19 protein-coding genes are annotated in these 18,971 nt (G+C 54.3%); 15 read left to right on the forward strand and 4 right to left on the reverse strand.

Translation table 11 applies throughout. The features are described 5' to 3' along the window. Positions 1-170 precede the first annotated feature (170 nt). From dagR to mdtI, 9 genes are all read left to right on the forward strand, one after another. Positions 171-2,981 (forward strand): transcriptional regulator DagR, encoded by a 2,811-nt coding sequence (dagR, locus tag ACX9GU_RS11935; RefSeq protein ID WP_473194893.1) that lies wholly within the window; start codon positions 171-173, stop codon positions 2,979-2,981. A 137-nt stretch (positions 2,982-3,118) separates the two neighbouring features. Then, positions 3,119-3,535, forward strand: a complete 417-nt coding sequence (locus tag ACX9GU_RS11940) for a PTS sugar transporter subunit IIA (RefSeq protein ID WP_473194894.1) — start codon at positions 3,119-3,121, stop codon at positions 3,533-3,535. A 5-nt stretch (positions 3,536-3,540) separates the two neighbouring features. Continuing rightward, positions 3,541-4,026 (forward strand): PTS sugar transporter subunit IIB, encoded by a 486-nt coding sequence (locus ACX9GU_RS11945; protein ID WP_473194895.1) that lies wholly within the window; start codon positions 3,541-3,543, stop codon positions 4,024-4,026. Between the two features lie 32 nt (positions 4,027-4,058). Further along, positions 4,059-4,805, forward strand: a complete 747-nt coding sequence (locus tag ACX9GU_RS11950; protein ID WP_021806649.1) for a PTS mannose/fructose/sorbose/N-acetylgalactosamine transporter subunit IIC — start codon at positions 4,059-4,061, stop codon at positions 4,803-4,805. Beyond that, complete coding sequence (locus ACX9GU_RS11955; RefSeq protein WP_161629439.1) at positions 4,805-5,665, forward strand: PTS system mannose/fructose/sorbose family transporter subunit IID; 861 nt, start codon at positions 4,805-4,807, stop codon at positions 5,663-5,665. Before ACX9GU_RS11950 ends, ACX9GU_RS11955 begins: the two co-directional genes overlap by 1 nt. Before the next feature lie 10 nt (positions 5,666-5,675). Further along, on the forward strand, positions 5,676-6,800 hold the full coding sequence (gene dgaE, locus ACX9GU_RS11960) for a D-glucosaminate-6-phosphate ammonia lyase (protein WP_473194896.1): 1,125 nt from the start codon (positions 5,676-5,678) through the stop codon (positions 6,798-6,800). Further along, complete coding sequence (gene dagF / locus ACX9GU_RS11965; RefSeq protein ID WP_473194897.1) at positions 6,787-7,533, forward strand: 2-dehydro-3-deoxy-phosphogluconate aldolase; 747 nt, start codon at positions 6,787-6,789, stop codon at positions 7,531-7,533. Before dgaE ends, dagF begins: the two co-directional genes overlap by 14 nt. 553 nt (positions 7,534-8,086) lie before the next feature. Further along, positions 8,087-8,455, forward strand: a complete 369-nt coding sequence (gene mdtJ, locus ACX9GU_RS11970; protein ID WP_021181165.1) for a multidrug/spermidine efflux SMR transporter subunit MdtJ — start codon at positions 8,087-8,089, stop codon at positions 8,453-8,455. Beyond that, the gene (gene mdtI, locus ACX9GU_RS11975; protein WP_021181166.1) at positions 8,442-8,771 is read left to right on the forward strand and encodes a multidrug/spermidine efflux SMR transporter subunit MdtI; all 330 of its coding nucleotides are present in this window, start codon (positions 8,442-8,444) and stop codon (positions 8,769-8,771) included. The genes mdtJ and mdtI overlap by 14 nt, the downstream gene beginning before the upstream one ends. 768 nt (positions 8,772-9,539) lie before the next feature. Here the strand turns inward: mdtI and ACX9GU_RS11980 are convergent. Then, entirely contained in the window at positions 9,540-9,884 is a 345-nt protein-coding gene (locus ACX9GU_RS11980) for a RidA family protein (protein WP_021181167.1), read from the reverse strand. Positions 9,885-10,017: 133 nt separating this feature from the next. On the opposite strand from ACX9GU_RS11980, the gene ACX9GU_RS11985 reads away from it, so the two are divergent. From ACX9GU_RS11985 to rnd, 5 genes are all read left to right on the forward strand, one after another. After that, a complete protein-coding gene (locus tag ACX9GU_RS11985; protein WP_473194898.1) occupies positions 10,018-11,919 on the forward strand; it encodes an ATP-dependent DNA helicase in 1,902 nt (633 codons plus the stop codon). Positions 11,920-11,991: 72 nt separating this feature from the next. Further along, positions 11,992-12,693 (forward strand): tRNA (adenosine(37)-N6)-threonylcarbamoyltransferase complex dimerization subunit type 1 TsaB, encoded by a 702-nt coding sequence (tsaB, locus tag ACX9GU_RS11990; RefSeq protein WP_473194899.1) that lies wholly within the window; start codon positions 11,992-11,994, stop codon positions 12,691-12,693. 105 nt (positions 12,694-12,798) lie between these two features. Continuing rightward, positions 12,799-13,389 carry a Slp family lipoprotein gene (locus ACX9GU_RS11995; RefSeq protein WP_473195165.1) on the forward strand — a complete coding sequence of 197 codons (591 nt, stop codon included), beginning with the start codon at positions 12,799-12,801 and terminating at the stop codon, positions 13,387-13,389. A 230-nt stretch (positions 13,390-13,619) separates the two neighbouring features. Continuing rightward, positions 13,620-15,308 carry a long-chain-fatty-acid--CoA ligase FadD gene (gene fadD / locus ACX9GU_RS12000; protein ID WP_473194900.1) on the forward strand — a complete coding sequence of 563 codons (1,689 nt, stop codon included), beginning with the start codon at positions 13,620-13,622 and terminating at the stop codon, positions 15,306-15,308. A gap of 89 nt (positions 15,309-15,397) precedes the next feature. Continuing rightward, complete coding sequence (gene rnd, locus ACX9GU_RS12005) at positions 15,398-16,519, forward strand: ribonuclease D (protein ID WP_473194901.1); 1,122 nt, start codon at positions 15,398-15,400, stop codon at positions 16,517-16,519. Positions 16,520-16,753: 234 nt separating this feature from the next. Here rnd and minE read toward each other — a convergent pair whose 3' ends face one another. Genes minE through minC form a run of 3 tightly spaced genes read right to left on the reverse strand, consistent with a single transcriptional unit; the run spans position 16,754 to position 18,557 of the window. Then, positions 16,754-17,023, reverse strand: a complete 270-nt coding sequence (gene minE / locus ACX9GU_RS12010) for a cell division topological specificity factor MinE (protein WP_021181173.1) — start codon at positions 17,021-17,023, stop codon at positions 16,754-16,756. 3 nt (positions 17,024-17,026) lie between these two features. Then, positions 17,027-17,839 carry a septum site-determining protein MinD gene (minD, locus tag ACX9GU_RS12015; RefSeq protein ID WP_021806640.1) on the reverse strand — a complete coding sequence of 271 codons (813 nt, stop codon included), beginning with the start codon at positions 17,837-17,839 and terminating at the stop codon, positions 17,027-17,029. Positions 17,840-17,864: 25 nt separating this feature from the next. Continuing rightward, positions 17,865-18,557, reverse strand: coding sequence for a septum site-determining protein MinC (gene minC, locus ACX9GU_RS12020; RefSeq protein ID WP_021806639.1), 693 nt, complete (start codon positions 18,555-18,557; stop codon positions 17,865-17,867). A gap of 135 nt (positions 18,558-18,692) precedes the next feature. On the opposite strand from minC, the gene ACX9GU_RS12025 reads away from it, so the two are divergent. Then, positions 18,693-18,965, forward strand: coding sequence for a YcgL domain-containing protein (locus tag ACX9GU_RS12025; protein WP_021181176.1), 273 nt, complete (start codon positions 18,693-18,695; stop codon positions 18,963-18,965). The last annotated feature ends 6 nt before the right edge of the window (positions 18,966-18,971 follow it).

An 18,971-nucleotide genomic window follows, 5' to 3' on the forward strand; every position in this document is an offset into this window, starting at 1 on the left:
TGCCAATCCTCTGTGATTGGCATTTTTTTGCCTGTAAATACCACAACTTCACATTTTGCGGTGGTTGTTTTCCCTAACCCTGTATTAGGATGACTTTTGGTTGGATTGGCTACCTGCTTGCCAATTACCGTCTATTTCTTCTTTATAACTAATAATAACAACAGGTTAAAATGAAACGTAAAGATGCGGTTCGCCAGGAGCTGGAACGTCTTACCCTTACGCTTAACCGGGAAACGCTTGAACAAAGCGCTGGCGGTTTCGCCGCGGAAACCATCGCTTTTAACCTGGGATTGGCACGTAACTCTGTCAGTAAAGAACTTAACGAGCTGCAAGCTGAGCGATTGGTCATCAAGATTAAATCTCGTCCGGTGCTGTTTTTGCACCGGGCAGTCTGTGAGCAGCTGATTGAGCAATCGTTGCCAGATGACAGGCTGGAAGCCAAAGATTTACTGGCGCTATTACCCGCCAAAGCCTTGCCGCAGCCAGCCAGTGATGATCCTTTTCATACGGTGATTGGCTATGACCGCAGCCTGCGGTTGTCGGTAGAGAAGGGTAAGGCGGCGGTGCTTTATCCCGGTGGATTGCATGTGTTGCTTACCGGGCCTTCCGGGGTGGGGAAAACCTTCTTTGCCGAGGTGATGCACCAATTCGCCGTAGCGCAACAGCCACAGCGCCAAATCCCGTTGGTGTATTTCAACTGTGCCGAGTATGCCCATAACCCGGAGCTGCTTTCATCCCATCTGTTTGGTCACAAACAGGGCGCGTTTACCGGCGCGATTGAAAGCAAACGTGGCCTGATCGAACAGGCGGACGGTGGCTTTCTGTTACTCGATGAAGTCCACCGCTTGCCCTACGAAGGGCAGGAGAAACTGTTTTCGATCCTGGATAAAGGTGAATATCGGCCACTGGGTTCAAGCGAGAAAGCCCGACCCATCAGCGTACGACTGATCTGCGCTACCACCGAAAGCCCAGACTCAACGCTGCTACGTACTTTCCTGCGGCGTATTCAGGTATCGATTGCCATACCGGCGTTGCGGGAGCGCTCATTGGAGGAGCAGGTAGAAATCATTACCGGTTTCTTACAGCTCGAGAGCCGCAAGATTGGCCGCATTATCCGTTTGGATAAGGGGCTGCTGCTCTATCTGCTGGAGAAGCCGCTGAGCGGCAATATCGGCCAACTCAAAAGCGATATCCAGTTTCTCTGTGCCCAGGCCTGGGCCAGCGGTATGGGGCACAGTAGCCCGAGGCTGTTGCTGGATAAGCGGCTGATGGATGTCCCGCACTCTGCCAGCGCAAGCAGTCGCCTGCTGGTGGACGCGATATTTGGTCAGCAGGAGTATCTGGATATCAGCTCACAGCCTCTCGAACAGCTCAAGCAGCATCTGAGCGCCTTGAGCAGCGAGCAGGACAGCGATCTGTTTTACACCTATCTGACGCGCGAATACGTCAACCTGCGCAACAGCAACGTGCCGCCGCAGGAAACCCTGTCGATCCTGAAGAACAAGCTACGCACCATTTTTGAATATGGGCTATACAGCCGCAACGGAGGGGAAAGTGAGGAGCGCTATTATGGCGGCCAGGTCGAGCAACGCATTACGTTGTTGATTGGCTGCATTGAACAGGTGTTGGGTTTCCCGCTGCCACAGAATATGGCCGGCCATCTGCGTAAACACCTGCTGGCGCTGCTTTCCTATGTGCAGAAAGGCCTGATCCCCAACCTGTACTCCTCCAGCCTGATCCTGGATTACTGCAAGGATGAGTACGATAACGCCAACCAGCTATGCCGCAAAATCAATGAAATCTTCCACATCCAATGTCCGTCGACGGAAATCGTCTACCTGTGCCTGTTTTTGAAGGAGTGCCGCAGTTTCCGCCAGCGCAAGGAGGTTAGCCCTGACTGCGGTGCCATGTTGATCGGCCACGGCACCACCACGGCCAGCAGCATGGCGCACTATGTCAATCGGGTGCTGGAATGTGAGCTGTTTACCGCCATCGATATGCCGTTCGAGCAGTCGGTGCATGACACATTGGAATTACTGATCGCCACACTGCGGGAAAAGCGCTATCAGCGACTGATCCTGATTGTGGATATCGGCTCGTTGGTGCACTTTGCCAGTACCGTCAGCAAACTGTTCCACATCGATGTGCTGCTGATCCAGAACATCACCATGGGGGCGTTGCTGGAGATTGGGCTGGATCTGACCTATGAAACCAGTGATTTCGCCCCCTTGATGGAACTGATGGTCAGCAAAGGGATTGCCCATCAACTTTACGACCAGCGTGAAGATGAGATCGGCAAGGTGTTGGCAATCTCCTGTATCACCGGGATGGGCACGGCGGTGAAGATCAAGAAAGTGCTGGAGGAAAGCTTCGGTGAGCTGATGGCGGAAGACACCCGCATGGTATTGGTGGATTACAACGAAGTGCGCAGCCTGGAGCGGTTGCGTCAGGCGATAGGCGGTAACGAACGCCTGGTGGGGATCGTGGGCACCTTCCAGCCAGGCTTGCCGGATATCCCGTTTATCGCGTTGGAAGAGCTGTTCTCCGAACAGGGGCCGGAACTGGTGCTCAGCCTGTTGAACCCGGACCTTGGCAGCGCCGAACGCCAGTTGCAGGTGGAGCGCTGTTCAATGCGCTTTATCAGCGCGCTGACGTTGGAGAGCATCATCAACCATATTTCCGTGCTCAATCCTCAACGTATCCTGCAAGAGATCGAAGCGGTGTTGCATCAGATTTGTCGCACGCTGGATTTACAGCCCTCAAGGCAAGTGACACTTCGCTTCCTGATCCACTGCTGTTGCATGGTGGAGCGTATCGTTTTAAGCCACAAACCGTTACAGATTGCCCTGGATGCCCAGCAGGATATCGACCAACAGGCGTTTTCTGTCATCAAAGACGCGTTTTCGCCGATTGAGCGTGCCTATTCTATCCGCCTGTCCGATGCGGAATATTTTTATATCTACGAGCTTCTCTACCGCTAGACCCTGCCATAGCGGGCCTTGACGGCCCGCTCACCACTGACCTCCCTCCGGTGTGCCACAAAATTGGCACAGGCATTGCTATATCTCTAGGGAACGGAAATTTTCAATGACTTTCAATAGATTGCCAGGAGGCCATTTTGGCTGCATTACCACAGATTTTACTGCTGACCCACGGCGGCTGGGGCCAACAACTGCGTGAAAGCGTCCGCATGGTGATTGGCGAAACCAGCGGGATATTCGATATCGCGCTGATGCCGGTCGACACGCTGGCGGAGTTCCATGAACGCGTTGAACAACAGGTGAAAACCATGCCGGAGGGTTCATTGATCCTCACCGACTTTATCGGCGGCACCACCTCTAACGTGGCGGCACGCTTGAGCCGTGACTACGCCATCGGTGTGATTTCCGGCCTGAATGCCACCTTGCTGCTGGCTGCCATCGATTTACGTGAGCAGGGCAATTTTCTCAACCATCTCGACGAGTTGGTTGAACTGGGGCGCAACAGCTGCCTCGACGTAGTTAAACAAATTAAATCAATAACATCAGGGGGATAATCATTATGGCCAACATCGTTTTATGCCGCATTGACAGCCGTTTGATCCACGGCCAGGTCGTTACCAAGTGGGTTGGGCAGTCGCAGGCCAACCGTATCGCGGTAGTGAGTGATGAGCTGGAAGCCGATCCGTTTATGAAAAGCATCTATCTGATGGCCGCTCCGCCGAATGTGAAAGTGGATTGCTATGGCAACCAGAGTTTTGCGGCGGCTTGGCGGGAGAATCAACTGGGAGAGGGCAACGTATTGGTCTTGTTCCCGAACCTGCTTACGGTGCAACAGGCGGTGGTCGACGGGTTTGACGTCAAAAATATCCAGGTGGGTGGCCTGGGCGGTGGGCCGAACCGTAAAGCGGTATTCCAGAACATTACGCTGGATGAGGCTGATGTGGCGATCCTGCGTGACCTACAGCAACGCGGTGTGACGGTGTTCTTCCAGACCATCCCGGAAGACAAGCCGCAGGCACTGGCAGATATTTTGAAGAAGTTCTGATATTCGGCATCTGATCGATTAGGAGCAATACCATGGATAACTTGACCGTTGCCATTTGTATGGGACTGTATTACTGGTTTGCCCGCCTGCGCTTGGGCTACACCCTCTCGGGGATGTTGGTGCAACCCATCGCCATCGCGGTATTCGTCGGCTTCCTGCTGGGGGATATGAAGACGGCGATGATTATCGGCGCCGGGATGCAGTTGGTGTATCTGGGCGTCACCTCTACGCCGGGTGGGAACGTCCCTTCAGATCCGGCACTGGCGGCCTGTATCGCGCTGCCGATCGCCGTGAAAGCGGGGATGGATCCTAACCTGGCGATCGCGTTGGCAATCCCGTTTGGGGTGATTGGCGTGTTCGTTGACCAGTTACGCCGTACCGTGAACGCCGTCTGGGTACATATGGCCGATAAGCACGCGGAAGAGGCCAATATCAGCGGGATCATGCGCTGTGCCTTCCTGTATCCAGCACTGCTTGGCCTGGTGATCCGCTTCCCGGTGGTGTTTGCCGCCAACTATTTCGGCCAGGGCGTGGTCGAGAAGTTCCTGGCGTTGATGCCACATTGGCTGACCCACTCGTTCGAAATTATGGGCGGCATCCTGCCTGCGTTGGGCTTTGCGATCACCATCATGGTTATCGGCAAGAAAAGCCTGCTGCCTTACTTCATTGCCGGGTTCTTCGCGGTGTTGTATCTCAAGGTCGACATCATGGCGATGGCCATCTTCGGTACCTGCGCGGCATTCCTGGTTAAAAACATGGCCAAAGGTGAGGGAGCCTGATCATGAGCAGCGACATCATGCAACACGAGCTGGTGGAAAGAGCACGCCAAACCAACGTGCTGACCAAGCGGGACATCACCAAAGCCTGGTTTATTTACTGGCTGGGAGCCGAAGTCTCCAACTCTTATGAACGTTTACAGAGCCTGATTTTCTGCGCCTCAATGACGCCGATTATTAAAAAGCTCTATCCGCAGAAAGAAGAGCAGGTTGAGGCGCTGAAGCGCCACCTGAACTTCTTCAACAGCGAACAGACCTTTGGTGCGGTGATCCAGGGCGTTGCTATCGCCATGGAAGAGCAGAAGACCCGTGGCGAGCCGATTTCCGATTCGTCTATCACCGGGATTAAAACCGGCCTGATGGGGCCGCTGGCCGGAATTGGTGACTCGGTGGTCTGGGCGGCGATCATGCCGCTGTTGATCGCCATCTTCATACCCTTCGCGGCTAACGGCAGCGCCATGGGCGGCATCATGCCGGTGGTGTTGTATACCGTGATTACTATGGCCATCAGCTACGGCTTGGCCCACAAAGGCTACACGCTAGGGCGGGAATCGATCATCGGGTTGCTGCAAGGGGGCAAGATAAAAGAGCTGATCTACGGGGCCAACGTGCTCGGGCTGATCATGATGGGGGCGCTGTCTGCCAGCTACGTCAAGATCACCTCGCCGCTGAAAATCAGCGCGTTGGAAGGTTCCGAGGTGGTGGTGCAACAGATCCTGGACTCCATCGCCCCCGGCCTGTTGCCGCTGGCTGCGGTGTTCTCGATCTACTTCTATCTGGTCAAAAAAGGGCCGCGCTATACCACCATTCTGCTTTCGGTAGTGGTACTGAGCGTGGTGTGTTCCCTGTTGGGTATTTTGTAACGGAGCAGCGATGAATATTTATCAACGGCTCGGATTGAAACGGGTGATCAACGCCAGCGGCAAGATGACCATCCTTGGTGTTTCTTCGGTGCCGAAAGAAGTGATGGCGGCCACGGCCGAGGCGGCGTCGGCCTTTGTGGAAATTGATGCGCTGGTGGATCGCGTTGGCGAACTCATCTCTCAGCATACCGGTGCGCAAGACAGCTATGTGACCTCCTGCGCCTCCGCCGGGGTGACTATTGCGGTCGCGGCAGCCATTACCCGAGGGGAGCCGGAGCGGGTGGCACAGATGCCATGCAGTGAAGGTTTGGCGAATGAAATCGTCATGCTGCGTGGCCACAACATTGACTACGGTGCGCCGATCACCACCGCTATCCGGCTGGGGGGCGGTAAGGTGGTTGAGGTGGGGCAAAGCAATCTGGCGGCCCGCTGGCAACTGGCAAAGGCCATCACGGCGCAGACGGCGGCACTGTTTTACGTTAAGTCACATCACTGTGTGCAAAAGGGCATGGTTGCGCTGAGCGATTTTGTCGCCGTGGCCCGTGACGCCGGCTTGCCGCTGATTGTGGATGCGGCTGCAGAAGAGGATTTGCGGGCCTATGTGGCAGCCGGGGCCAACATGGTGGTGTATAGCGGGGCCAAAGCGCTGGACGCACCGACCTCCGGTTTTGTCACCGGCGACCAGCATTGGATCGCCTGTTGCAAGGCCCAGCATAACGGCATTGCGCGCGCGATGAAGATCGGCAAAGAGAACATGGTGGGGCTGGTGATGGCGCTGGATCATTATCAGCAACATCAGCCGGACTGGAGCCGCCAATTACCGGCATTGCGCGAATTGGCACAGCAGATTTCCGCGCTGCCGGGCCTACAGGCGGAGATCGAACAGGATGAAGCCGGGCGAGCGATTTATCGAGTGCGGGTAAGCGTGGACGTCTCCAGGCTAGGATTAACCGCCTATCAGGTGGAAGAGCAACTGCGCACTGGCGAGGTGGCGATTTACACCCGCCATTACTGGCTGAACCAGGGCGTCTTCAGTTTCGATCCACGGGCGCTGCGCGACGACGATTTTGCGTTGATTGTGGAGAGGTTGACGGAAATTGTGCAACAGGCCAGGGGGCCACATGCAACAGCTTGATTTTTACCAGGGGCGAGTGGCTATCAACGTGCTGGCCAAAGATATCCCTAACGCATTACAGGTACACCATGCCGCTGAAGGACATGCCGCTATTGGCGTGATCTCGGCGCAGTTCAGCAACGTTGAGCAGGGCGTGGCCGAGGTGAAACGCTGGATGGAGCACATCCCGGCTATTTCCGTTGGCTTGGGGGCTGGGTCGGCGGCACAGTTTTATAAGGCGGCAATGATTGCGGCGGCCACCGCGCCTGCACACGTCAACCAAACCTTCACAGGCTGTGGTTTTGCCGCGGGTGCATTGGCGGCCCGTGGCATCAGCAATACCTGCATCAATGCCTTGATCTCGCCCACTGGCACGCCAGGGAAGGTGATCATTTCCACCGGAGTTCACAGCAGCCAGGGCGAGCCTGCCGTGGTGAGCTGTGACAGCGCGGTACGTATGATCCTCGATCTGGGGGGGCATGCGGCCAAATTCTTCCCGATGGGGGGGTTATCGTCGCTGGCAGAACTGCGCGCATTGGCGGAAAGTTGCGTGCGCAATGGCATGACCATGATCGAACCCACCGGCGGGATCGATACGCGAAACTTCCTGCCCATACTGGAAACCTGCCTTGACGCCGGAGTCACAAAGGTGATGCCACATGTTTACAGTTCCATCATCGATCCACACAGCGGAGAGACCCGTGCCGAAGAGGTCGCGTTGCTGCTGGAAGGCATCAAACAGATCCTGCGCTAAGGCGCGTGGCGCCTGAATCTTCCGCACTTACCGGCTAGCGAAATTCTCACAAGGCTCAGGTGTAAATCCGAGCCTTTTTTTAATTTTTAAAAACATTAAGGCTCTTATTTATAACTCATTTTTTTTCGCTAAATGTGAAAACGGCGGTTTGCTTTCTGATTTTCGCTATGGTAAAACTAATGCAGTTGAAAATTTTACATTCATGAGGATATTGGGCAAATCGCACGGTGTGCGGCTGAAGATAGAGAATAATTATGATGAAACTTAATGGAACGCCTCTCAGAACATCTTGTTGCCAACTTTTCCTTTCTGCCATTCTTGCCAGTGAGCATCACTGGTGCAGCGAGCTATAGCGTCTTTCTCCCTTAACCGGTGCTGATGACTGGGTTCACTTCCCGTCCTTTGGCGTTGCCGGGCAAACTTCTTTAATACGTTTGGGTAGGTTTATCCCCAGAGATTTCTATATCTCAAGCGCCGCCGTGCGCCTGTTTGATGAGATAGATTGGGATAAATACGCCTTAGCGTGCGTGATTCGCCGTTTGGGAGAAAAATTATGATTTATTGGATCTTTTTAGGCTTTGCCATTACCGCCGAAATTATCGGCACCCTGTCCATGAAATATGCTAGCGTCAGCGGCGGTATGACCGGACACATCGTCATGTACGTGATGATCACCCTGTCTTACATCATGCTGTCATTAGCGGTAAAACGCGTGGCCTTGGGCGTTGCTTACGCCTTATGGGAAGGGATCGGTATCCTGTTTATTACCCTGTTTAGCGTGATGCTGTTTGATGAGCCAATCTCGGCGCTGAAAGTGCTGGGTCTGGTGGCGTTGATTGCCGGGATCCTGCTGGTGAAATCCGGCACCCGCAAGCCACGAAAACAGGTCAGCCCGCGAGGTAACAACCATGCAACAGCTTGAGTTGTACCACATTGGGTTTCTGGCCTTGGCCATCGTACTGGAGATTGTGGCCAACATCTTTCTGAAGATGTCGAACGGTTTTAGCCGGGTTTGGCTGGGGCTGTTGTCTCTGGTGTCGGTATTAGGGGCGTTCAGCGCGCTGGCGCAGGCGGTGAAGGGGATCGATCTTTCGGTCGCTTATGCGTTGTGGGGCGGTTTCGGTATTGCTGCCACTATCGCTGCCGGTTGGATCCTGTTCGGTCAACGGCTCAATGCCAAAGGCTGGATGGGGCTGGCCCTGTTATTGACGGGTATGGTCATCATCAAACTGGCTTAATGCCCCCTCACCCTAACCCTCTCCCACAGGGAGAGGGAACCGATCGAGTTAACCTGAAATACAGTATTCATCATGAGCTTTGGCTAACTCACGTTGAATGACGGAATAAGCGAGGTTGCTGAGATTATCCCCTTTCTCCCAACATCGCTGAGCTACCAGCTCCTACAGGGAGAGGGAACCGATCGAGTTAACCTGAAAGTACAGTATTCATCATGAGCTTTGGCTAACTCACTTTGAATGACGGAATAAGCGAGGTTGCTGAGATTATCCCCTTTCTCCCAACATCGCTGAGCTACCAGCTCCTACAGGGAGAGGGAACCGATCGAGTTAACCTGAAAGTACAGTATTCATCATGAGCTTTGGCTAACTCACGTTGAATGACGGAATAAGCGAGGTTGCTGAGATTATCCCCTTTCTCCCAACATCGCTGAGCTACCAGCTCCTACAGGGAGAGGGAACCGATCGAGTTAACCTGAAAGTACAGTATTCATCATGAGCTTTGGCTAACTCACGTTGAATGACGGAATAAGCGAGGTTGCTGAGATTATCCCCTTTCTCCCAACATCGCTGAGCTACCTGCTCCTACAGGGAGAGGGAACCGATCGAGTTAACCTGAAAGTACAGTATTCATCATGAGCTTTGGCTGACTCACGTTGAATGACGGAATAAGCGAGGTTGCTGAGATTATCCCCTTTCTCCCAACAGATCTCGGGCTATCAACTCCCTCTCCCTGTGGGAGAGGGTTGGGGTGAGGGGCCGTTTTTTGTTTTACAGCGCCGCGATGATCTTGATTTCAACTTTGTATTTAGGATTCATCAGGCGAGCTTCTACGGTACAACGTACCGGCGCGCTGCCTGCAACTACCCAGGCATCCCAGGCGGCATTCATGGCGGCAAAATCATCGCCGTTGGCCAGGAAAATGGTGGCGTCTAAAATCCGGCTCTTGTCCGAACCCACTCGCTCCAACAGCACATCGATAGCGGCCAAGGTGTTGGCGGTTTGCGCCGTAGCGTCATCATCCAGATTTTCCGGGACGCTGGTGTAATAAACGGTGTCATTGTGGATCACCGCTTCTGACCAGCGCTGTGCCGGATCAATTCGTTCGATATTCATGCAATTATCTCCTTATCATCAACGTCATAAGCGTATCACAGCCGGGAACGGATGTGTGTGCGGATAAAGTCGGTGGTAGCGGCGTGGCAGGCTTGGCATAATCACCGCTGAATGATACCGGCAGAGAGATAGCGTGGCAGACGATTTCGCACCAGTTGGCGCATTGGCGCAGGCAATTAAAGGGTTCAAACCCCGTGAACCGCAAAGATTGATGGCAGAGGCGGTAACGGAAGCCATCAATTTCAAACAGGAACTGGTCGTCGAGGCAGGAACCGGCACCGGTAAAACCTACGCCTATCTGGCACCGGCGCTGCGTTCAAAGCGCAAGGTGATTATTTCCACCGGCTCCAAGGCCTTGCAGGATCAGCTTTACGCTCGCGATCTGCCCACCGTGGCCAAGGCATTAAAATATAAAGGCAAGCTCGCGCTGCTGAAAGGGCGTTCCAACTATCTGTGCCTGGAACGCCTGGAGCAGCAATCCATGGCTGGTGGCGAACTGGCTGGCCAGACGCTGATCGATCTGGTGCGGCTGCGCAGCTGGTCAACCCTGACGGAAGAAGGGGATATCAGCTCCTGCAGCGATGTGGCGGAAGACAGCTTTGTCTGGCCATTGGTGACCAGCACCAACGATAACTGTCTGGGAAGCGATTGCCCGCTGTATAAAGAGTGCTTCGTGGTCAAGGCACGGCGCCGGGCAATGGATGCCGACGTGGTGGTGGTTAACCATCATCTGTTTCTGGCGGATATGGTGGTCAAGGAGGGCGGCTTTGCCGAACTGATCCCGGAAGCGGACGTGATGATCTTCGACGAAGCGCATCAGATCCCTGATATCGCCAGCCAATATTTCGGCAAGCAGCTCACCAGCCGCCAACTGATGGATCTGGCCAAAGATATCACTATTGCCTACCGTACCGAGGTGCGCGATAGCGCACAGTTGCAAAAGAGCGCCGATCGCCTCAGCCAGAGCACGCAGGATTTCCGTTTAGCGCTGGGGGAACCGGGTTTTCGCGGTAACCTTCGTGAGGTGCTAACTCAGCCTAACGTCCAGCGCGCCTTGCTGCTGCTCGATGATGCGTTGGAGCTGTGTTACGACGTGGTCAAGCTTTCCCTGGGCCGTTCGGCGTTGCTGGATGCTGCCTTTGAACGTGCTACGCAGTTCCGCGCTCGCCTTAAACGGCTTAAAGAGGTCAACGAACCCGGCTTCAGCTATTGGTATGAATGCAACTCACGCAGTTTTGTATTGGCGCTCACGCCATTGACGGTATCAGACCGCTTCCGCGAAATGCTGGATGAAAAACCGGGCAGTTGGATTTTCACCTCGGCAACGCTGTCGGTGAATGAGCAAATGGGTCACTTTACCGATCGCTTGGGGCTGAATAAGGCCAAAACCCTACTGCTACCCAGCCCGTTTGACTATGCCAATCAGGCGTTGCTCTGTGTGCCACGTTTCTTGCCCTCGCCGAATCAACCCGGTGGCGCACGTCAGTTGGCCCGAATGCTGCGGCCAATGATTGAGGCTAACCAGGGCCGCTGTTTCTTCCTGTGCACTTCGCATCAGATGATGCGTGAGCTGGCCGAAGAGTTCCGCGCCACCTTGACGCTGCCGGTGCTGTTGCAAGGGGAAACCAGCAAGGGTCAACTGTTGGCGCAGTTTGTCGAAGCGGGCAATGCGTTACTGGTGGCAACCAGCAGCTTCTGGGAAGGGGTTGACGTGCGCGGTGATGCGCTCTCTTGCGTGATTATCGATAAGCTGCCGTTTACCTCGCCGGACGATCCGTTGCTGAAGGCGCGCATTGAAGATTGCCGTTTACGCGGCGGTGACCCGTTCAATGATGTGCAACTGCCCGATGCGGTGATCACCCTCAAGCAGGGCGTTGGCCGTCTGATCCGCGATACCGACGATCGGGGCGTGCTGGTGATTTGTGATAACCGTCTGGTGATGCGTCCTTATGGTGAAGTGTTTCTCAACAGCCTGCCACCAACGCCACGTACCCGCGATCTGGCACAGGCTATTGCCTTCCTCAAGGGTGAATAGGCGCGACTTCTGGGGTGTGCTACAATGCGCGCCCTGTATGAAACCACTGATATTTCCCGCCTGAGGTTTGGCATGTCCACGCGAATTTTAGCGATCGATACGGCGACGGAAGCATGTTCTGTCGCTATCTGGAATCAAGGCGAAGTTCACGCCCTGTTTGAACTGTGCCCACGCGAGCATACCCAGCGCATTTTGCCGCTGGTGCAGCAGGTGCTGGCCGAAACCGGATTATCCCTTTCACAACTCGATGCCTTGGCCTTTGGTCGTGGCCCTGGGAGCTTTACCGGCGTGCGTATCGGCATTGGTATTGCCCAAGGGTTGGCGCTCGGCGCCGAACTGCCGATGCTCGGGATTTCCACGTTGCAAACCATGGCGCAAGGTGCCTGGCGCATGACTGGCGCGCAACGAGTGTTGGCGGCGATCGATGCCCGTATGGGCGAAGTCTATTGGGGCCAGTTTGAACGCCAGCTTGATGGCCAGTGGCTGGAAAGCGCAGGGGAAGCGGTGCTGTCTCCACAGCAGGCTCTGGAGCGAGCGCAACATTTGCAAGGCGATTGGGCCCATGTGGGTACCGGTTGGCAAACCTACCCAGATTTGGTTGCAGGTTCCTCGCTGAACGTTACCGACGGGAAAATGCTGTTGCCGCAGGCCGAAGATATGCTGCCTCTGGCGCTACAGGCCTGGCAACAAGGTCTGGCGGTTAGCGTGGAAAATGCTGAACCGACCTATTTGCGTAACGAAGTCACCTGGAAGAAGCTACCGGGACGCGAATAGTTTCCTATAGTTAATCTAAAGTTGCCGCCGATAGAAAACAGCTACGCCTGCAACTTGCACTGATGAACGTTGTCGAAGTTACAGCTAATTCAGGAGATTGCGATGATCTTAACCCGTACTGTGAGTAAAAAGCTGTTAACGCTGGCAATCGCAAGCAGCGTGTTGGCGCTCTCTGGCTGTGTGACCATTCCGGATGCCATCCAAGGCACCAGCCCCACGCCGGTCGATCGACTGTCGGTGGTGCAAAACGCACCGAAACAGTTTACCGGCGCGGAGGCACGCTTCGGCGGTACCGTGGTTGCGGTGGCTAATGAACGTGGGCGTACCATTCTGGAGATTGCGGCGGTGCCGCTGGATTCTGGCGCTCGCCCGATATTGGGGGAACCTTCGCAAGGCCGTTTGCTGGCTTCGGTTAACGGCTTCCTCGATCCGGTCGACTTCAGAGGGCAGCTGGTCACCGTGGTTGGGCCGATCACCGGCTTACGGGACGGTAAGATTGGCATGACGCCTTACCGCTTTGTCACCATGGATGCGACCGGTTTCAAGCGTTGGCGCATCGCTCAGCAGATTGTGATGCCGCCACAGCCGATGGGGCCGTGGGGCTGGCATAATGGCCCATGGGGCCCAGGTTGGGGCGGGAGTTATGGCTGGTATAATCCAGGTCCGGCGCAGGTGCAAACTTTCGTTACGGAGTAATGACGCAGATCTGAGGCTTCGGCAAGTAGGATAGTTTTTATACTTTAGGGCGGCTTAATGGCCGCCTTAACTTTTTTTGTTGTGCGGTTGCGTCGGCAATTAGTGACGCACATCGCAACCTGAATATTGTTTAAAACCCAAACTGGTACGCTGAGTTAAAATATTGTTAAAGTTTGGCTGCAATTTTGGGGGCTATGATGATAATTAGTAATGATTTCAGGAGTAATAGCTTGGAAAAGGTCTGGTTAAAACGTTACCCGGCGGATGTTCCGGCAGAAATCGATGCCGATCAATACTCATCCCTGATCGAAATGTTTGAGAATGCGGTTGCCCGTTACGCGGATCAACCCGCCTTTATCAACATGGGTGAGGTGATGACCTTCCGCAAGCTGGAAGAGCGCAGCCGAGCGTTTGCCGCCTACCTGCAAAACGAGTTGGGGCTGAAGAAGGGCGACCGTGTGGCGCTGATGATGCCCAACCTGTTGCAATACCCAATCGCTCTGTTCGGTATTTTGCGGGCGGGGATGGTGGTGGTTAACGTCAACCCGCTGTATACCCCCCGTGAGTTGGAACATCAACTGAACGACAGCGGTGCCAGCGCGATTGTCATCGTTTCCAACTTTGCCCACACCTTGGAAAAGGTGGTGTTCAAGACGCAGGTTAAACACGTTATTCTGACCCGTATGGGCGACCAGCTCTCCGCAGCCAAAGGCACGTTGGTCAACTTTGTGGTGAAGTACATCAAGCGGCTGGTGCCGAAGTACGACCTGCCGGATGCCATCTCGTTTCGCAGTGCGTTGCAGCGTGGCCGCCGCCTGCAGTACGTGAAGCCAGATATTATCAATACCGATCTGGCGTTCCTGCAGTATACCGGCGGCACTACCGGCGTGGCGAAAGGGGCGATGCTGACCCACCGCAACATGCAGGCCAATCTGGTACAGGCCAAGGCGGCTTATGTGCCGTTACTGCGTGAAGGGCAGGAGTTGGTGGTTACCGCCTTGCCGCTGTATCACATCTTTGCGTTGACGGTGAACTGTCTACTGTTTATCGAGTTGGGCGGCCGTAGCCTGCTGATCACCAACCCACGTGATATCCCGGGCCTGGTGAAGGAGCTGGCAAAATACCCGTTCAGCGCCATGACCGGGGTAAATACCCTGTTTAATGCGTTATTGAACAATGAAGATTTCCAGAAGCTGGACTTCTCCACGCTGCGGCTTTCCGTTGGCGGAGGGATGTCGGTGCAGAGATCGGTGGCGGAAAAGTGGGAAAAGCTGACCGGCCATCATTTGCTGGAAGGCTATGGGCTGACGGAGTGCTCTCCACTGGTCTCTGGCAACCCGCATGATTTGAAACACTACAGCGGCAGCATCGGCCTGCCGGTGCCGTCTACCGATATCCGGCTGGTGGATGATGAAGGCAAAGATGTGCCGGTTGGTCAACCCGGTGAACTTTGGGTTAAAGGGCCGCAAGTTATGTTAGGCTATTGGCAACGCCCTGAAGCGACGGACGAAGTGTTGCGCGATGGCTGGCTGGCGACCGGGGATGTCGTTACCGTGGATGATGAGGGCTTTATCCGCATCGTTGACCGTAAGAAAGATATGATCCTGGTTTCTGGTTTTAACGTCTACCCGAACGAGATCGAAGAGATCGTTAGCCAGCATCCGAAAGTGCTGGAATGTGCGGCCATCGGGGTACCCAGTGATGCTTCGGGTGAAGCGGTGAAGATTTGTGTGGTGAAGAAAGACCAGACACTCACCAAAGAAGAGCTGCTAACCCATTGCCGTCGGCACCTGACAGGGTATAAAGTGCCAAAAATTGTTGAGTTCCGTGACGAGCTGCCGAAGTCGAACGTCGGCAAGATCTTACGACGGGAACTGCGTGACGAACAGAAAAAGCCCAAGGCTGCGGATGCCGCCTAGGCCAATCGTTACTGCTCCTTTTCAACAGCGCCGGTGAATAGCCGGCGTTGTTGTGTTTGAATCATGAAAACGACCAAGAGAATGATGTTTTGAATTATCAGTTGATCACTACCGACGCCGGATTGCAGCAGGTCTGCGAGCAGGCAAGAAACTACGCCCAGGTGGCGCTGGATACCGAGTTCGTCCGCACGCGCACCTATTATCCGCAGTTAGGCCTGATCCAGCTCTATGATGGTGAACAACTCTCCCTGATCGATCCGCTCCCCATCAAGCAGTGGCAATCCTTTATCGACCTGCTGGCCGATACCGCCGTCGTGAAATTCCTGCACGCGGGTAGCGAAGATCTGGAGGTGTTTCTGAATGCCTTCAAGACGCTGCCGACACCGATGGTCGACACCCAAATCCTGGCGGCCTTCAGCGGCCATACGCTGTCCTGTGGTTTTGCCAAGCTGGTGACGGAGTACATGCAGGTCGATCTCGATAAGAGTGAATCGCGTACCGACTGGTTGGCAAGGCCGTTGACCGAGCGCCAATGCGTTTATGCCGCGGCTGACGTGTTCTATCTGTTGCCGATGGCCAAGCAACTGGTGCAGGAGACCGAGGAGGCGGGTTGGACCGCCGCAGCCGATAACGAGTGCCGCTTGCTTTGCCAACGGCGCAGTGAGGCGCTGGCGCCGGAATTGGCCTATCGCGAAATCACCAATGCCTGGCAGCTACGTCCGCGCCAGTTGGCTTGCCTGCAAAAACTGGCCGAATGGCGCTTGCGTCAGGCGCGTGAACGCGATCTGGCGGTGAACTTTGTGGTGCGTGAAGAGAACCTGTGGGCTGTAGCGCGCTACATGCCGGGCTCGCTCGGTGAGCTGGAGGCGCTGGGGCTGAGTGGTCCAGAGATCCGCTATCATGGCAAAACCTTGGTGGCACTGGTGGCACAAGCGAATGCTTTGGACGAATCAGCCTTGCCGGCACCGTTAAGCAACCTGGTCGATCATCCTGGCTACAAGAAAGTGTTCAAGGATATTAAGGCTGCCATTACGCTGGTAAGTGAGCAGAGTGGCCTTAGCGGTGAGCTGCTGGCTTCGCGGCGTCAGATTAACCAGTTGTTGAATTGGCACTGGAAATTGAAAGAGAGCGAGTCGCTACCGGAGTTAATCAGTGGTTGGCGTGGTGAGCTATTAGCCGCGCCGTTGCAGGCGATCCTACAGGATTATTAATCGTTGAAAATCGGGCGGGGCAGTTTAAATCAAACTGTTCCGTTTTATCTCGCCAAAAATAAGATTAGGAAAATCTTTACTACCAGCCTGCACCATAAAGACATTTGCGGCAAAAAGAACTGAGAGTTGTCTCAATAGGGCGGGGTTTTTATTATTGCAGGTGCGTTAATGACTGGATGAATATACAGTTACCCCCTGTATAAAAATATACAGGGGGCACTCATTGCATCGCAATCATTTAGGTGTTTCTTCCGATTCCGGTAGCGTCACGTTAAGTTCAAGTACCGAAATATCATCCCCTTTCTGCTCGAATTGCACGTGCAGCATCTCGGGGTCGATCTGAATGTATTTACAAATTACCGCTAGAATATCGCGTTTTAAATCGGGCAGATAGTGGGGTTCGCTGTCCCCACGACGACGTTCTGCGACGATAATCTGCAGCCGTTCCTTGGCTACACTGGCTGTCGATTTTTTGCGGGACAGAAAGAAGTCTAACAGAGCCATGGTTTATCCCCCAAAAAGGCGTTTCAGGAAGCCCTTTTTCTCTTCTTCGATGAAGCGGAACGGGCGTTCTTCCCCTAACAGGCGGTGAACGGTATCGTCATAGGCCTTACCGGCATCGGACTCACTATCAAGAATAACAGGTTCACCCTGGTTAGAGGCACGTAATACCGACTGATCTTCCGGGATCACGCCAAGCAGCGGGATACGCAGGATTTCCAGCACGTCTTCCATGCTCAACATGTCGCCACGGCTGACGCGGCCCGGGTTGTAACGGGTTAGCAGCAGATGTTCCTTGATCGGGGATTCCCCTCTCTCGGCACGGCGCGATTTGGAAGCCAGAATGCCCAGGATACGGTCGGAGTCACGTACTGAAGACACTTCCGGGTTGGTGGTGATGATGGCTTCATCGGCAAAGTACAGCGCCATCAAGGCACCGGATTCGATCCCTGCAGGTGAGTCGCAAACCACAAATTCGAAGGCCATCTCGTCGAGATCGCTGAGGATTTTTTCCACGCCTTCACGGGTCAGGGCGTCTTTGTCACGGGTTTGCGAAGCGGGCAGAATGTAGAGGTTGTCGGTGCGCTTGTCTTTGATTAACGCCTGGTTCAGCGTGGCGTCACCTTGGATAACGTTCACGAAATCGTAAACGACCCGGCGTTCACACCCCATGATGAGGTCAAGATTACGCAGACCGATATCAAAGTCGATCACCACGGTTTTCTTGCCTTTCTGGGCCAAGCCGGTCGCAATGGCCGCACTTGATGTGGTCTTGCCAACGCCCCCTTTACCCGATGTAACAACAATAATGCGTGCCATGAAATGGATTCCTTGTCAAAAGGGCTTAATTTAAAGGTTGTATGGTTAAAGCATTATCCAACAGGCTGAGCCTTGCTGCCTGCCCGAGATACTCGGACGGGATCTGATCGCTCAACCAGTACTGCCCTGCGATAGAGACTAGCTCAGCACCCAGGTGCGTGCAAAAAATCTGACACTGGGTATCGCCAGAGGCGCCAGCCAGTGCGCGGCCACGCATGCTACCGTAAATATGAATATTGCCGTCGGCAATCAGTTCGGCACCGGCGCTGACGCTGCTGGTGACGATCAAATCGCTGTTACGGGCGTAAATCTGTTGGCCTGAACGGACAGGGGTACTGATGATGCGCGTTTTAGCTGGGGCATTATCAGGTACTGGCGCGATCACCGGAGCCTGCGGGGCTGCCTTCTGGCCTTTGCCTTCATTGAGCAGTGGCAAACCGGCGCGGGCAATGGACCGTTTCTGCCGCTCATCTTTGCAACCGCTGATGCCGACCACGCGCAGTCCAGCCGCAGTGACAGCCCGTTGAATTTCTTTCCAGTCTGCGTCGCCGTTCAGCGTAGCAACATTAATAACAACAGGGGCATTTTTGAGAAAAGCGGGCGCTTGTTCCACCTTTTCTTGTAGTGCCTGGCGTATTACCTCGGGTTCGCAATTATGTAAATGAACCACCGATAGGGTAAAACTGCTGCCTTTTAGCTCAATTGGCGATTGTGACATCTATCCTGACTCAGTCTCAGCAACTTAAATCCCCGGAATACCACTCGGGGTGCGATATTCCGAAGTACTATAAGCATGTTATAGTCAGAGTTATATCCAGGCAAGACGCTGCCTCAATTAAATAGAGTTTTAAAAATGTTTTGTGTCATCTATAGAAGTGCCAAGCGCGACCAAACTTATCTTTATGTCGAAAAAAAAGACGATTTCTCTCGGGTGCCGGAAGATCTGATGAAAAGTTTTGGCACTCCGCAGTATGCCATGATGCTGTCGCTCGACGGGCGTAAGAAATTGGCTTCAGCGGATATCGAGAAGGTGAAAGAGGCCCTAAAACAGGAAGGGTTTTATCTGCAGTTCCCACCGCCGGTGGAAAACCTATTAAACCTTCATTTGTCTGACGCCAAAAAATAACCGGGC

This window comes from Serratia sp. K1WW1 (genome assembly GCF_055790865.1).

Bases quoted from the DNA above. Each gene is read 5' to 3' on its own strand.
- dagR (WP_473194893.1), top strand. From the start codon at position 171: ATGAAACGTAAAGATGCGGTTCGCCAGGAGCTGGAACGTCTTACCCTT.
- ACX9GU_RS11945 (WP_473194895.1), top strand. From the start codon at position 3,541: ATGGCCAACATCGTTTTATGCCGCATTGACAGCCGTTTGATCCACGGC.
- ACX9GU_RS11950 (WP_021806649.1), top strand. From the start codon at position 4,059: ATGGATAACTTGACCGTTGCCATTTGTATGGGACTGTATTACTGGTTT.
- dgaE (WP_473194896.1), top strand. From the start codon at position 5,676: ATGAATATTTATCAACGGCTCGGATTGAAACGGGTGATCAACGCCAGC.
- dagF (WP_473194897.1), top strand. From the start codon at position 6,787: ATGCAACAGCTTGATTTTTACCAGGGGCGAGTGGCTATCAACGTGCTG.
- mdtJ (WP_021181165.1), top strand. From the start codon at position 8,087: ATGATTTATTGGATCTTTTTAGGCTTTGCCATTACCGCCGAAATTATC.
- mdtI (WP_021181166.1), top strand. From the start codon at position 8,442: ATGCAACAGCTTGAGTTGTACCACATTGGGTTTCTGGCCTTGGCCATC.
- ACX9GU_RS11980 (WP_021181167.1), bottom strand. From the start codon at position 9,884: ATGAATATCGAACGAATTGATCCGGCACAGCGCTGGTCAGAAGCGGTG.
- tsaB (WP_473194899.1), top strand. From the start codon at position 11,992: ATGTCCACGCGAATTTTAGCGATCGATACGGCGACGGAAGCATGTTCT.
- minE (WP_021181173.1), bottom strand. From the start codon at position 17,023: ATGGCTCTGTTAGACTTCTTTCTGTCCCGCAAAAAATCGACAGCCAGT.
- minD (WP_021806640.1), bottom strand. From the start codon at position 17,839: ATGGCACGCATTATTGTTGTTACATCGGGTAAAGGGGGCGTTGGCAAG.
- minC (WP_021806639.1), bottom strand. From the start codon at position 18,557: ATGTCACAATCGCCAATTGAGCTAAAAGGCAGCAGTTTTACCCTATCG.
- ACX9GU_RS12025 (WP_021181176.1), top strand. From the start codon at position 18,693: ATGTTTTGTGTCATCTATAGAAGTGCCAAGCGCGACCAAACTTATCTT.